At 52.0% G+C, this 15,061-nt stretch carries 13 protein-coding genes; 2 read left to right on the forward strand and 11 right to left on the reverse strand.

From position 1 onward, the window contains the following. The 7 genes from HOM51_02715 to HOM51_02745 all read right to left on the reverse strand — a co-directional run. A partial coding sequence (locus HOM51_02715; GenBank protein ID MBT5033411.1) for an FAD-dependent oxidoreductase occupies positions 1 to 146 on the reverse strand: 146 nt, incomplete at its 3' end. 20 nt (positions 147 to 166) lie between these two features. Then, entirely contained in the window at positions 167 to 1,396 is a 1,230-nt protein-coding gene (gene odhB, locus HOM51_02720) for a 2-oxoglutarate dehydrogenase complex dihydrolipoyllysine-residue succinyltransferase (protein MBT5033412.1), read from the reverse strand. Positions 1,397 to 1,453: 57 nt separating this feature from the next. Further along, positions 1,454 to 4,357: a 2-oxoglutarate dehydrogenase E1 component gene (locus tag HOM51_02725; GenBank protein ID MBT5033413.1), complete on the reverse strand. Its 2,904-nt coding sequence runs from the start codon at positions 4,355 to 4,357 to the stop codon at positions 1,454 to 1,456. A gap of 81 nt (positions 4,358 to 4,438) precedes the next feature. Next, on the reverse strand, positions 4,439 to 5,314 hold the full coding sequence (gene sucD / locus HOM51_02730) for a succinate--CoA ligase subunit alpha (protein ID MBT5033414.1): 876 nt from the start codon (positions 5,312 to 5,314) through the stop codon (positions 4,439 to 4,441). Beyond that, positions 5,314 to 6,483: an ADP-forming succinate--CoA ligase subunit beta gene (sucC, locus tag HOM51_02735; GenBank protein MBT5033415.1), complete on the reverse strand. Its 1,170-nt coding sequence runs from the start codon at positions 6,481 to 6,483 to the stop codon at positions 5,314 to 5,316. The genes sucD and sucC overlap by 1 nt, the downstream gene beginning before the upstream one ends. A gap of 54 nt (positions 6,484 to 6,537) precedes the next feature. Further along, positions 6,538 to 7,710, reverse strand: coding sequence for a malate dehydrogenase (mdh, locus tag HOM51_02740; GenBank protein MBT5033416.1), 1,173 nt, complete (start codon positions 7,708 to 7,710; stop codon positions 6,538 to 6,540). Positions 7,711 to 7,886: 176 nt separating this feature from the next. Beyond that, positions 7,887 to 9,017, reverse strand: coding sequence for a cell division protein ZapE (locus HOM51_02745; GenBank protein ID MBT5033417.1), 1,131 nt, complete (start codon positions 9,015 to 9,017; stop codon positions 7,887 to 7,889). A 107-nt stretch (positions 9,018 to 9,124) separates the two neighbouring features. Between HOM51_02745 and HOM51_02750 the strand changes: the two genes are divergently transcribed. After that, complete coding sequence (locus HOM51_02750; GenBank protein MBT5033418.1) at positions 9,125 to 9,331, forward strand: hypothetical protein; 207 nt, start codon at positions 9,125 to 9,127, stop codon at positions 9,329 to 9,331. Between the two features lie 5 nt (positions 9,332 to 9,336). Here HOM51_02750 and HOM51_02755 read toward each other — a convergent pair whose 3' ends face one another. The 4 genes from HOM51_02755 to sdhC are packed head-to-tail and all read right to left on the reverse strand — an operon-like array spanning position 9,337 to position 12,723. After that, positions 9,337 to 10,113: a succinate dehydrogenase iron-sulfur subunit gene (locus HOM51_02755; protein ID MBT5033419.1), complete on the reverse strand. Its 777-nt coding sequence runs from the start codon at positions 10,111 to 10,113 to the stop codon at positions 9,337 to 9,339. 26 nt (positions 10,114 to 10,139) lie between these two features. Continuing rightward, complete coding sequence (locus tag HOM51_02760) at positions 10,140 to 11,930, reverse strand: succinate dehydrogenase flavoprotein subunit (GenBank protein MBT5033420.1); 1,791 nt, start codon at positions 11,928 to 11,930, stop codon at positions 10,140 to 10,142. A gap of 6 nt (positions 11,931 to 11,936) precedes the next feature. Next, entirely contained in the window at positions 11,937 to 12,317 is a 381-nt protein-coding gene (sdhD, locus tag HOM51_02765) for a succinate dehydrogenase, hydrophobic membrane anchor protein (protein ID MBT5033421.1), read from the reverse strand. A 16-nt stretch (positions 12,318 to 12,333) separates the two neighbouring features. After that, entirely contained in the window at positions 12,334 to 12,723 is a 390-nt protein-coding gene (gene sdhC / locus HOM51_02770) for a succinate dehydrogenase, cytochrome b556 subunit (protein MBT5033422.1), read from the reverse strand. A 1,178-nt stretch (positions 12,724 to 13,901) separates the two neighbouring features. On the opposite strand from sdhC, the gene HOM51_02775 reads away from it, so the two are divergent. Then, positions 13,902 to 15,061 (forward strand): phosphoglycerate kinase (locus HOM51_02775; GenBank protein ID MBT5033423.1); only part of this gene is annotated, 1,160 nt, incomplete at its 3' end.

Genomic DNA, 15,061 nt, shown 5'->3' on the forward strand with positions numbered 1-15,061 from the left:
CAGCCGACATTCAAACACGTGCCGCCAAGGCCTGCGCGCATTTCAACAACGGCGACTTGCAGTCCCAATTGTGCCGCACGAATTGCCGCGACATAGCCACCAGGGCCGCCGCCAATGACGACGACGTCGAAGTTATTATCAGCCATAATCTATTTCCCTTCGTCGCCTACATATCCAATAGAATTCGTTGCGGGTCTTCGAGACATTCTTTAACCCGAACCAAGAACGACACCGCTTCGCGACCATCGATGATGCGGTGATCATAGCTCAATGCCAAATACATCATCGGTCGAACCGCGACAGAACCATCGGGCATTGCCATCGGGCGCGGTTGAATTTTATGCATGCCAAGGATCCCCGACTGCGGTGCATTTAAAATTGGCGTTGAATTCAACGAACCAAAAATTCCGCCGTTGGTAATGGTGAAGCTACCCCCGGTCATTTCGTCCATGGTCAATTTGCCGTCTCTGGCTTTCATGCCAAAACTTTTGATGGTGCTTTCGATCTCGGCAAAACTAAGTTCGTCGGCATCACGCACGACGGGAACCACGAGACCAGAGGGCGAACCAACCGCAATGCCGATGTCGTAGTAGTTTTTATAAATAATATCATCGCCGGCTATCTCAGCGTTCACTGCCGGGAATTCACGTAAGCCGACGATACAGGCTTTGGTAAAGAATGACATGAAGCCGACCTTAAGGCCGTGCTTCTTCTCAAATGCAACGTTGTAGGTTTTGCGGAGCGCCATCACCGCCGTCATGTCGACTTCGTTGAATGTCGTCAGCATGGCGGCTGTATTTTGTGCCGCTTTCAGGCGCGATGCGACCATTTTGCGAAGCCGGGTCATTTTGACCTTTTCTTCGCGCGGGCCAGCGTCTCGGCTTGGTGATGCAGCAGCCGCAGGTGCCGCAGCGGGGGCCGCAGCGGGAGCCGCTTTACCACCCGATTCCATAAACTTCAGAACGTCGCCTTTGACCAAGCGTCCGTCTTTCCCTGTCGCAGGAATGGCGGCGGCATTTAGCTTATTATCATCAATCAGCTTACGAACAGCCGGTGATAAAGGTGCGGCGCCTTCTTTTTCCGCCGGAGCTGCCGGTGTGCACGGAGCACATTCGGCTTTAATTTTACTCTCTTTGGGTGCCGGAGCCGGAGCCCCTTCACCTTCGGCGATCATGCCAAGCACAGCATCGACTTCAACGTCGGTGTCTTCCCCCGCAATAATTTCCGAAAGTGTCCCGCTGACTTGAGCGTTAACCTCAATGGTCACCTTATCGGTTTCCAACTCGACCAGTGGCTCATCAACGGCGATTGGGTCGCCGACTGCTTTGAACCATTTTGCGACCGTCGCTTCAGAGACCGATTCGCCTAATGTGGGAACTTTGATTTCAGTCGCCATGATATCCTCGTTTAAAAAACTGTTGTTTCTACCAAGTTTACAAAATTAGTAACCGCCCTAATACCCGCCCCGGCGGAAGGGCTGCGGAAGGTCTTCGACTTTATGCGTGAGCGCTTGTTCGACAAGGAGCTTTTGCTCCTTTGCGTGCCCGCCGGGAATTCCTGTCGCTGGCGACGCCGCCGCCTTGCGGCCCACGTAGATGGGCCGTTCCGCCTTAATTTCGGCGGCTTCAAGTATACTATCCAAGCGCGGAAATATGAATGTCCAGGCCCCATTATTGGCAGCTTCTTCCTGACACCAGATAACTTCCGCATTCGGATAGCGTTGCAACTGTTGGAAGACAGTGGTGCGCGGCCAAGGGTAGAGCTGTTCAATCCGCACGATGGCGACGTCTTTAATTTTTGCCTCGCGGCGCGCTTCCAGAAGATCGTAGTAGACCTTGCCGGAACACAGAACGACCCGACGCACATTCTTATCGAGTCCCAAGCGATCAACTTCAGGTATGACCCGCCGGAACCGTGTATCCGGCCCCATCGCGCCTAAGGGTGACGTTACCAGCTTGTGTCGCAGCAAAGATTTGGGCGACATGACGACCATCGGTTTGCGATAATTGCGTTTAATTTGGCGGCGGAGCGCGTGGAAGTAATTGGCTGGGGTGGTGATGTTGACCACCTGCCAGTTATCTTCTGCACTCAATTGTAAGAACCGTTCAAGCCGGGCCGAAGAGTGTTCCGGGCCCTGGCCTTCCATCCCGTGCGGTAGCAACAAAACCAAGCCGCACATTCTCAACCATTTCGATTCTCCAGATGCTACAAACTGGTCGATAAGGCCTTGGGCCGTATTCGCAAAGTCACCGAACTGGGCTTCCCACAACACCAACGAATGGGGATCGTTGAGAGAATAGCCGTATTCAAACCCAAGCACGGCAGCTTCAGACAAAGGGCTATCCATGACTTCAAACTTGGCCTGCTTACCAGGACTGATCTCACTCAATGGAAAATATTTTTTATCGCTTTCTTGATCGTGCAATACACAGTGACGATGTGAGAAAGTCCCCCGTCCGGCATCCTGACCAGATAGCCGCACGCGGGTTCCTTCAACCAGAAGGGAACCAAAAGCCAAAGCTTCCGCCAACGCCCAATCAATCTTGGTGCCGCTTTCGAGCATTTTTTGTTTCGCCTTAAGCTGGCGAACAATCTTAGAATGGGCGGTGATGCTGTCCGGAACTCGAGAAATGGATTCGCCGACTTCCTTAAGAAGTTCCATCGGTGCAGACGTATCGTGTTCGTGGTGTTCTTCTTCTTCACTCAGTTGAACCAGGCCCTGCCAATGTCCTTCCAACCAATCAGCCTTATTCGGTTTGTAGGTTTGGGCGGCTTGAAAATCCGCTTCCAGCTTGGCATTAAAATCGTCGATCATGCCTTGCGCCTCTTCCTCCGTGAGCGTCCCATCTTTAACCAGTTGTTGGCCATAGAGGGTCAGCGTCGTCGGATGCTTGGCAATGGTCTTGTACATCATCGGCTGGGTGAACATCGGCTCGTCGCCTTCGTTGTGCCCGTGCCGACGATAACAGAACATGTCGATCACCACATCGCGTTTGAATTCTTGACGGAATTCTGTCGCAATCCGCGCCACATGAACAACAGCTTCTGGATCGTCGCCATTTACATGGAAAATCGGTGCCGCGATGCCTTTGGCGATGTCGGATGGATACGGAGATGATCGCGAGTGCGCGGGCATGGTCGTGAAGCCGATCTGATTATTCACGATCAGATGAATTGTACCACCGACCCGATAGCCACGAAGCTGCGACATATCAAGAGTTTCAGGCACCAAGCCCTGACCCGCAAATGCTGCATCACCATGCATCAGTACGCCCATGACCCGTGAGCGTTCTTCGTCATTGATTAAATTTTGTTTTGAACGGACCTTGCCAATAACAACTGGGTTCACAGCCTCAAGGTGCGATGGGTTTGGCTGCAATGACAAATGAACATTGTGTCCATCGAATTCACGATCATCGGATGTACCCAAGTGATATTTTACATCGCCCGAACCCTGAACATCGTCTGGGTTGGATGCCATACCTTGGAATTCTGCAAACATGTTGATGTAGGGCTTGCGCATAATACTGGTCAGCACGTTCAAGCGACCACGGTGCGGCATGCCAATGACGATGTCCTGAATGCCCAACTGCGCGCCGCGCTTTAGAATTTGCTCCAGCGCCGGGATCATGCTTTCGCCACCATCCAAACCGAATCGTTTGGTGCCGGTATGCTTGACCTGAAGGAAGGCCTCAAACCCCTCGGCTTCGATCAATCGCTGATAGATTGCTTTTTTACCCTCAGGTGTGAAATGAGTATGATTCCGAATGCCTTCAATACGATCTTGAATCCAGGTTCTTTCTTCGGGTTCGGAAATGTGCATGAACTCAACACCCGTCGAGCCACAATAGGTTTCACGGAGAATGGCCAAGATTTCGCGTGGCGTCGCCGTTTCCAACCCCAATACATTATTGATGAATATCGGGCGGTCCATATCGGCCTCTTCGAAGCCGTAGGTCTTGGGATCCAATTCAGAGTGATAATCCCGACCTTCGATCCCCAGGGGATCAAAATTCGCAATCAAGTGACCCCGCACCCGATAAACGCGGATCATCATACGAGCACTAAGTGAATCGATTATGTCTTGGCGATTACTGTCAGCGCTTGCCTTTCCGGCGGGCTTTGCTTTTACAGGCGCATCATCTTCATCGGCATGGCCGATGACTTTGTTTCCTGAAGGAGCCCAGCTGGCGCCCTGCAGTTCGTCCATGACGGCCCGATTTTCGTCGTCAAATCCCTCGAAGACTTCAGCCCAACTGGCGTCCACCGAATTGTTGTCTTCCAGATACCGAGAATAAAGTTCCGCAATATAGGTTGCGTTGGTTCCGTTTAGAATTGAATCGAACGACGATGCCATTGTACTGCCCTACAGCGGCGCAAAGGGTCGCCGCCCTTTTTCTTATTTTAGTTTACTACCCAGTTTACGACGGGTTATGTCTCACCCACCCAACGCTTTAACCATGGTTTTGCCGAGACCCGCAGGTGAGTCGGAAACAAAAATTCCCGCACTCTTCATCGCTTCAATCTTATCGCCAGCGGTTCCCTTACCGCCAGAAATAATAGCACCCGCATGGCCCATGCGGCGGCCCGGTGGTGCCGTGACCCCAGCGATAAATCCAACCACAGGCTTTTTCACTTTATTTGCTTTCAGGAACTCCGCAGCTTCTTCTTCCGCAGTGCCCCCAATCTCACCAATCATAACAATGGATTCAGTGTCATCATCAGCCAGGAACATATCCAAACAATCGATGAAGTTCGTTCCATTAATAGGATCGCCACCAATTCCGATGCACGTGGTCTGGCCCATACCTTCAACCGTTGTCTGGTGGACGGCTTCATAGGTCAGCGTGCCTGAACGCGAAACAATTCCGACCGAGCCCGGCGTATGAATATGACCCGGCATAATGCCGATCTTGCATTGACCCGGCGTAATTACACCAGGGCAGTTCGGACCCACAAGACGGGTGCTGGTGCCTTCAAGCGCACGCTTCACTGTTACCATATCGCGAACGGGAACACCTTCGGTGATGCACACGACCAGCGGCAATTCAGCGTCAATGGCTTCTAAAATTGCATCGGCTGCGAAGGGCGGTGGCACGTAAATGACAGTTGCGTTAGCCCCCGTCTTCTCGACTGCCTCACCGACCGTATCGAAGACCGGCAAATCTAGGTGGGTCGAGCCGCCCTTACCAGGCGTTACCCCGCCAACCATATTGGTGCCGTAAGCAATTGCTTGCTCCGAGTGAAAGGTTCCTTGCGCGCCAGTAAAACCCTGGCAGATGACCTTGGTATCGTTCCCAATTAAACATGCCATTATGCGGCCTCCTTCACTGCAGCAACGACTTTCTTCGCTGCGTCATCCAAATCATCGGCAGGAATGATTGCCAAACCAGATTTTGCCAGAATTTCTTTGCCAAGTTCTACGTTCGTGCCTTCCAGCCTGACAACCAGCGGCACTGCAATGCTGACTTCCTTCGCCGCCGCGACCACGCCTTCGGCGATGATGTCGCAGCGCATGATACCGCCGAAGATATTAACCAGAATGCCTTTGACCTTGTCATCGCCGAGGATGATCTTAAACGCCGTCGTGACGCGTTCTTTCGTTGCGCCGCCACCGACATCCAAGAAGTTCGCCGGGTCGCTGCCATGCAACTTGATGATATCCATGGTTGCCATAGCCAAACCTGCGCCATTGACCATGCAGCCGATTTCCCCGTCGAGCCTGATGTAGTTGAGTTCGTGACGGGCGGCTTCTAATTCCGCTGGGTCTTCTTCGTCTTCGTCGCGGAGTTCTTCGACATCTTTATGTCGGAACAGGGCGTTGTCATCGAAGTTCATCTTGGCATCCAGGGCCATGACATCGCCAGCGCCGGTGACAACCAACGGATTGACCTCCACCAAAGACGCATCCAGATCAACGAACGCATTATAGATGCTGGTGATCAATTTAACGCCGCTTCTAACCTGGGTTCCTTCGAGGCCCAAACCAAATGCAAGTTGGCGCGCATGAAAACCGGATATTCCCGTTACCGGATCAATCGAGACTTTGATAATTTTTTCCGGTGTCTTCTCGGCGACTTCCTCAATATCCATACCGCCTTCGGTCGAGGCCATGATGGTGATCCGAGAGGTCGCACGGTCAATCAGGACACTGAGATAAAGTTCACGGGCAATATCACAGCCGTCTTCGATATAAACCCTTTTGACTTCTTTGCCGACTGGACCCGTTTGATGGGTCACAAGTTGCATGCCGAGGATTGTATCAGCAGCATTTTTGACATCGTCCAAAGACTTCACAACTTTGACGCCGCCGCCTTTGCCGCGACCCCCTGCATGAATCTGCGCCTTAACGACCCAGACCGGACCACCGAGTTCTTTGGCAATTTGTTCTGCCTCACCGACGGTATAGGCGACGCCCCCTTTGGGGACTGCGACGCCGTACTTAGCCAGCAGTTGCTTGGCTTGATACTCGTGAATATTCATTTTTTACCTCCCGAGCGCCGCCCAACTCAGGCGGCTTTTTTTATCTTAATTGATCTACTTTTTTTTGGCCGCTCTTCTTTTAGCGGGGGCTTTCCGTTTTGCGGGTGCTTTTTTAGCAGCGGCTTTTTTCACCGGAGCCTTCTTTTTCGCTGGTGCCTTCTTTTTGGCCGGAGCTTTCTTTTTAGCCGGGGCCTTTTTTGCCGCCGCCTTCTTAGCCGGGGCTTTCTTTTTCGCTGGGGCTTTTTTTACCGCATTTGCCGCAGCTTTTTTGGATTTGGCTATGAGACGATCAATTGCCCTAATCAGCCCTTTGACGGCGCGAACTGATCCATTAAATTCTGCCTTTTCCGCCGGATCCAATTTTATCTCGACAATTCTTTCAACGCCTTTTGCGCCAATCACACATGGCACGCCGACGTACATGTCTTTCACACCGTATTGTCCTTTCAAATAGGCCGCACACGGTAAGACGCGTTTTTTATCTTTCAAATAAGCTTCCGCCATTTGGATGGCAGAACTGGCGGGCGCATAGAATGCCGAACCCGTCTTCAGCAACTTGACGATTTCAGCACCGCCGTCCCGGGTACGCTGAACAATTTCATCGAGTTTTTTCTGCGTCGTCCATTTCATCTTGACCAGATCAGGCAGCGGAATGCCTGCGACTGTCGAATAGCGCGGCAGCGGAACCATGGTGTCCCCGTGGCCGCCCAGCACAAATGCCGTCACGTCTTCGACCGAAACCTTGAATTCTTCTGCCAAGAAATAACGGAAGCGCGCCGAATCCAATATACCCGCCATCCCGACAACTTTGTTATGAGGAAGACCGGATGCATTGCGTAAAACCAAGACCATCGCATCCAAAGGATTGGTGATGCAGATCACAAAAGCGTTCGGGCAGTTTTGTTTGATGCCTTCGCCAACAGACTGCATGACGCTGGTGTTGATGCCCAAGAGGTCATCGCGGCTCATGCCGGGTTTGCGGGCAACGCCAGCGGTTACAATAACCACATCGGCACCCCTAATTGCGCTATAGGATTTTGCCCCTCGAAGTTTGGAGTTAAAGCCTTCAACCGGAGACGATTCCGCCAAGTCCAAAGCTTTGCCCTGGGGAATGCCATCAACGATATCAAAAAGGACAATGTCCCCGAGTTCTTTCAGGCCTGCAAGGTGTGCGAGTGTCCCGCCAATATTCCCTGCCCCGATCAACGCAATTTTATTCCGTGCCATTAATCCATCCCTTATTTGAATTTTCCAAGTGCGTGAGACTCCGGTAATCACGCCTACCCATAGAACCTATGTTTGGTTAGTAACGGTATTTACAACCCTCGGCAAGAGCAAGTCCCGTCTAACCTTAAGCACTATAACGGAAAATTGATGTTTGGGTACGAATTAAATAACGTTGATTATGAACGGTGCGGTGCGGCAATATAATCGTCTGCCTGCATCTCCATCAGGCGAGATACCGTGCGGTCAAATTCAAATGCACCATCGCCTTCTGTATAGATTTCCTGAGGGGGTGTCTCAGCAGAACAAACCAAATTTGTTTTCGCTTCATAAAACGCATCAATCATCGTGACAAATCGCTTAGCCGCGTCTCGGTTATTGGGCCCCAATTTTGGAATTCTGGAGATAATCACCGTGTGAAATAGTTCTGCAATTTTTAGATAATCAGACGCCCCCAAGGGCAGATCACATAAATCATCAAAGGATGCAAAAGCGACACCTTCGGCGGCTAAGGGAATATGGACTTGGCGACCCTTCACTGGAACATTCGCCGGTGTCGGGGTAACGCCCGTGGTTAGATTGTCAAAATTTCTTTTGAGTTCAAGGTCTGTCGTATCGTTGACCGGCGTAATAAAAGACTTCATAGATCGCAGCCGCGCCAGGCGGTGATCAACCGGCCCATCAAGTTCTAGAATATCCAGTTTTTCTTCAAATAATTTGATGAACGGAATAAACTTTTCACGCTGTAGGCCGTCTTTGTATAGGTCGCTTGGCGGGCGATTGGATGTGGTTACGATCACCACACCTTCCTCAAACAAAACTTCGAATAACCGCCCAAGAATCATCGCGTCCGCAATATCGGTGATCTGCATCTCATCGAAGCACAACAACCAGGCTTGGTCAGCGATAATTCTAGCGAGTGCTGCCAGAGGATCTTTTTTGGGTGAAACCTTGCCCGCCTTCGCCGCTTCGCGAAAATTATGGAGGCGTTCGTGGACTTCCTTCATAAATACGTGGAAGTGAATGTGCTGTTTCTGCTTAATGGTCGAGGTGTTGTAGAACATCTCCATCAGCATCGATTTACCGCGCCCGACACCGCCATACATGTAAAGCCCGAGTGGCGGCTCTTCCCGCTTCCGGCCCAACGAAAGCCGTGCTTTCCAACCGGTCACACCCATTTGCGGGGCGTAATGCTGGAGTGTCATGTGCAGGGTCTGGAGTTTCTCAGCGGCCAGTGCCTGATTCGGGTCAGGATGAATTTCGCCGCTTTCGAGCAATTTCCGATAGACCTGTATAGGACCGTCAGACATGGCAACTGGCCACCAACCGTTTCCTATTGACGAACAATTCCGGAGTCCCCAATAGTAGCACCAAGGAAAAACACCTAATCGCGCTGAAATTGCGCAGGGAGATAGCAATGGATGAAGAAGTTTTTAACATGCAGATTCGCAAGTTCCTTAAAAACGTCGGCATCACGTCGCAACGCGAAATTGAAACCGCCATTAGGGGCGCTATCGAAGACGGCCGCCTGAAGGGCGATGAAACTGTTAAGGCGCGGGTCACTCTGACGATTGAGAGCCTCGGCCTCTCGCAAGATATCGATGGCGACATCGATCTCGACTGAACCGGCTACTTTCGTTTGGCTAGATCGGCCTTGATCTCGCCAATCGCCTGACCGGGGTTAAGACTCTTGGGACAAGTGTTGGTGCAGTTCATGATCGTGTGGCAACGGTACAGTTTGAACGGATCATCAATATCATCCAAGCGTTCACCAGCTGCTTCGTCCCGAGAATCCGCCATCCAGCGATAGGACTGCAACAACACCGCAGGACCTAAATAACGATCCCCGTTCCACCAATAACTTGGGCAACTGGTCTGACAGCAGAAACAAAGTATGCACTCCCAGAGGCCGTCTAACTTTTCGCGCTCTTGGGGACTTTGTTTGCGCTCTTTGGTTGGTGGCGGCGTCGACGACTTAAGCCAGGGCTCAATTGATGCATATTGGGCATAGGGGATCGACAAGTCCGGCACCAAATCCTTAACCACCGGCATGTGTGGCAGCGGATAGATTTTGACGTCTCCTGATACTTCTGAGATTGGTTTGGTACACGCGAGTGTGTTGGTGCCATCAATATTCATTGCGCACGAACCGCACACGCCCTCACGACAAGAGCGGCGGAATGTCACTGTCGAATCAATCTCATCCTTAATTTTAATTAGTGCGTCCAGAACCATCGGCCCACATTTATCCATGTCGACTTCGAACGTATCCACGTGCGGGTTCTTTTCGTCTTCTGGCTCGTAACGATAGACCTTAAACGTTTTTACGTTCTTGGCACCGGCGTCGGCCTTATGAGACTTCCCATCAACGATCTTGGAATTCGCGGGGAGCGTAAATTCAACCATGAGCCCTACTCTTTCCTATCAGTTATCTAGTAAACGCGCGCACGAGGTTCGACGTATTCGACCTCATCCGTCAGTGTGTAAGTGTGCACCGGCCGATACGAAAGACTGACGTTACCGCTGCCATCGATATGCGAAACTGTATGTTTCATCCAATTCTCATCGTCCCGGTCAGGATAATCCTCATGCGCGTGTGCACCGCGACTTTCCTGGCGCGCTTCGGCTGAAATCATTGTCATCTGGGCGCAAACCATCAGGTTCTCCAACTCAAGGGCTTCGGCCAGATCAGAGTTCCAAACCATCGAGTGGTCGTTAACCTTTACGTCGGCGACGCCTTCAGCAGCCTTGTTGATCTTCCCAACGCCCTCGGCCAAGGAGTCGTTCGTCCGGAAGACGGCGCAATCGTTCTGCATGACGCGCTGCATTTCATCCCGGACATCTGAAACCAAGCGTTCCCCTTTTGCATTCCGCATCTTATCCAAACGGCCTATCGCATAATCAGACGCATCTGCAGGCAGTGACTTATGCGTTGAGCCTGCTTTAACAACTTCCGCTGCCTTGTAGGCCGCAGCACGGCCAAAGACGATGAGATCAAGCAGGGAATTGGTACCAAGACGATTGCCGCCGTGCACCGAAACACACGCCGCTTCGCCGATTGCCATCAGGCCAGGGCAAACTTGGTCCGGGTCATCTGCGGTCGGGCGCAACACTTCGCCGTGCAAGTTCGTCGGGATGCCGCCCATGTTGTAGTGCACCGTCGGCAGAACCGGAATTGGCTCCTTACTGGTATCTACGTTGGCAAAGATTTTTGAAGTCTCAGAAATGCCCGGCAGTCGAAGCTGCAGGGTATCCGCGCCCAGATGCTCGAGGTGGAGATAAATATGGTCATTCTCTGCGCCAACACCTCTGCCCTCGCGAATTTCCATGGTCATGGCCCGACTGACCACGTCACGGGATGCCAGGTCTTTAGCTGATGGGGCGTAGCGTTCCATGAAGCGTTCGCCATCCGAATTAGTCAGGTAACCACCCTCACCACGGGCGCCTTCCGTAATCAGCATGCCCGCACCGTAAATACCGGTGGGATGGAATTGAACAAATTCCATGTCCTGCAAAGGCAAACCGGCCCGTGTGACCATGCCGTTGCCGTCGCCGGTACACGTATGTGCCGATGTGCAGGAGAAATAGGATCGTCCGTAACCGCCTGTTGCCAGCACAGTTTCATGTGCCCTAAACAGATGCAGCGTGCCATCATCCAAGTTCCAAGCGACGACGCCCCTGCAAGCGCCTTCGTCATCCATGATCAGGTCAATGGCGAAGTATTCAACGAAGAATTCGGCTTCGTGCTTGAGGCACTGCTGATAGAGCGTATGCAAGATTGCGTGGCCGGTCCGGTCCGCAGCCGCACACGCGCGCTGGACCGGGGCCTCGCCAAAGTTCCGGGTTTGCCCGCCGAAGGGACGCTGATAGATTTTACCTTCTGGAGTCCTGGAAAAAGGCACGCCGAAATGTTCCAGTTCAATCACCGACGGGATGGCTTCACGGCAGAGATATTCGATGGCGTCTTGGTCGCCGAGCCAATCGGAGCCCTTAACCGTGTCATACATATGCCACTGCCAGCGGTCTTCTTCCAAGTTCCCCAACGCAGCACTAATGCCACCTTGGGCTGCCACTGTGTGGCTTCGGGTCGGGAAGACCTTGGTGATACACGCGGTTTTTAAACCAGCGGCACCCATACCCAACGTTGCCCGAAGGCCAGCCCCGCCTGCGCCGACAACGACAACGTCATATTCGTGTTCAATAATTTCGTATGCTTTCGCCATAGCGGATCAGCCTCCGAAGTAGAGCCGCAAAACGGCAAGGATGCAGGAAACCGCGAACATGAAGCTCACGAATTTGATGAGAAGAATGCTGGTGATCTTGACGGCTTCGCCATGGATATAGTCCTCAATCACAACCTGCATGCCTAATTGTGCATGGTGAAATGCAGTAATTATAAAGAGAACCAACAACAGAGCATTTCCATGATGGCCCGCCCACGCCTTGAACTGAGCATAATCAGTACCGACGAAGCTTAACGCCGCGAAAATGAACCAAATCCCCAGTGGGATTAAGGCAACTGCTGTAAGCCGCTGAATCCACCAGTGATGACTGCCGTCTCCGGTCGAACCAAGACCCCGAACGCGGCCGAGAGTTGAACGCATTTCCATTGTTATCAAGCCCCCCTTAACCGCGCATCGAGTACGCGGAGAACCAAACCCAAAGCGTCAGTCCAATGGTTACAAGAACCACTAAATAGCCCGTGGCGCGCAATTTTGGCAATTCGTAACCCCAGCCCACATCCCAGGCCAGGTGGCGAATTCCGTTCGCCATATGATAAAAAAACGACACCGTCACACCGAGCAAAATCAGCCGCCCAAACGATGACCCCATGAAGGCCTGCGCGCGTTCAAACTGATCTGCGCCATAGGCCGCAGAGGTCAGCCAGTAGGTCAACAACACTGCACCCGCTGCTAACGCGACACCTGTCATTCGATGGAGAATAGAGAGTATTGATGTGATTTGAGGTCGATAAACTTGAAGGTGCGGCGACAGTGGCCGATTTCCGCTTGCCATGATAGGTCCCCTCGAAGCCCAATTATTGATTATGACCACGCCAACAAAAGACGCGGATAATTCTTAATTACGTGCTACCTGAATCTTTAAACTGTCAATGTTTTCAAGTCAATAGCACCGCTTCTGGTATACAATATACCATCTTTGTGTTGATTTAAGTTTAGCTGCTAGAATTATACGTTAATTTCCTGGAAATACGGTCTGCAAATGTACAATAGGCATGCCTTGATAGTCAGAATTATCTGCCCTCCTGCGGTCATAGAATTTTGAATGTCGGATAGCCAATTTCTAAACCAAAAATTAGTGCTTTAAGTCCAAAAATTATTTCGAGCCTAATCGACCAGATTTCATTGTTGATTATTGCAACCTGTTGAATTTTAACAATAAAAATTTTTATTGTGCGCTGTTTTGTGGATAATGTGTGGACCGAATGTGCACAGGTAAAGATTTTATACACAAGAAAATTGAGTTCCCGTTAAATTTAATATTGAACGCTGAACCCTTCCTTTTCATCATGATCAGGTACGCGGAAGCGTCGAAGCAGCGGCTTCCTGCCTCAACCAAAAACCCTTCGGGGCGTATGGTCGGTGTGGGGCGCTGTAGCCCCGGGGACGATAGAGCGTTTTACGCAATATTGTTCTTGGGTTGGCGGTTCGAAAGAGTCGCCGCGAAGGCCTCGCGCCTGTGCGAGGCGGGTCGTAAAGTTACGGAACTTGAGGGAACGGCTTCGGTTGTTCTCAAGAGGATCGTAGGGGAATAGGGGGGATCGGTTTTCGAACCATGACCTTTGTTATTCTGGGACGTCCGTCCCATTGATCCGTCGCTTATGTGGTAAGGGGTTTTTTCGTATCGATGCGCCGTTAACTCAGGCGTTCCGCCAACGAACGCCCGAGAAGCGGACCAAAAGCCGCCCCGACCTTGGCTGTTCTCTGCCCAGGGTACGCCGAAGGAAGGGGGGGTGATTGAACCGTTAAATGTGCACGGAGCCGGGCCGGCTCCATGAAGAGGCGTCAGGGTCGCCGTCTAGGCGGCTTCATGTGTAGTCTTCCCAGGGCCTGCACACCTGACGCCTCTTTACTTTTCACACTTGGTTACTTTTCACACTTGGCATCTCTTTACTTTTTGGCCCCTCGGCTTTACCAATCCGAATTCCTCAATCTCAACAAAAGCACCTCCCAATGGCTCAATATAAAACCATCGATGATTTAGACAGCAGCACCTCGCGCGTTCTTGTTCGTGCCGACCTTAACGTGCCCATGAAAGACGGGGTTATTACGGATTCAACCCGAATTGACCGAACCGTCCCGACCCTATTGGAACTGGCAGAAAAGGGATTTGGCGTCGTCGTCATTTCCCATTTTGGCCGCCCAAAGGGCCAACGAGTAGAGGCCATGAGTTTAAAGCCCGTCGCCCAAGGCCTTGGCAAAGCCCTAGGGGAGAGGCCCGTTGCATTCGCAAATGATTGCGTTGGCCCCAATGCAAAAGAAGTCGTCTCCAAAATGAAACCGGGAGAGATCGTCCTGCTGGAGAACCTTCGCTTTCACGCGGAAGAAGAAAAAAATGACCCTGGCTTCGCCGCTGAACTCGCAGCCCTTGGCGATGCTTACGTCAGTGATGCTTTCTCCTGCGCGCACCGCGCCCATGCATCAACCGAAGCGCTGGCACGGCTACTTCCGGCTGCTGCCGGCCGTCTGATGCAGACCGAATTGGAAGCCCTCTCTAATGCTCTTGAAAATCCAACTCCTCCTGTCGCAGCCCTTGTCGGAGGTGCCAAAATTTCATCGAAGATGAAAGTCCTAGGCAATCTCGCCAGCAAAGTTGATTTCTTAATTATCGGTGGTGCGATGGCCAATACATTCTTGTACGCTCAAGGCATCAATGTGGGAAAATCACTTTGCGAACATGATATGGCCGATGCGGCGCGGGATATTCTTGCTGCCGCCGCTAAAACATCGTGCCAGGTGGTGCTGCCAACGGATGCCGTCGTCGCCCGTGAATTTAAGGAAGGAGCGGCGAGTGAAGTTTCGGCACTCGATGCCATCCCAGAAGACGCCATGATCCTCGACATCGGCCCCGAATCCATTGCCGCATTGAAAAATATTTTGAACGACTGCAAGACCTTGGTTTGGAACGGCCCCATGGGTGCGTTTGAAATCTCACCCTTTGATGTCGGCACCAACGCTGTCGCTCAAGAAGCCGCCCGACTGACGAAAGCTGGGATATTACTTAGTGTCGCAGGCGGCGGCGATACCGTTGCGGCACTGGCCAATGCCGGCACGGAAAATGATTTCTCTTATATGTCGACCGCTGGTGGCGCCTTCCTGGAATGGCTTGAAGG

It is taken from the genome of Rhodospirillaceae bacterium (assembly GCA_018660465.1).
Lineage (GTDB): Bacteria > Pseudomonadota > Alphaproteobacteria > Rhodospirillales > JABJKH01 > JABJKH01.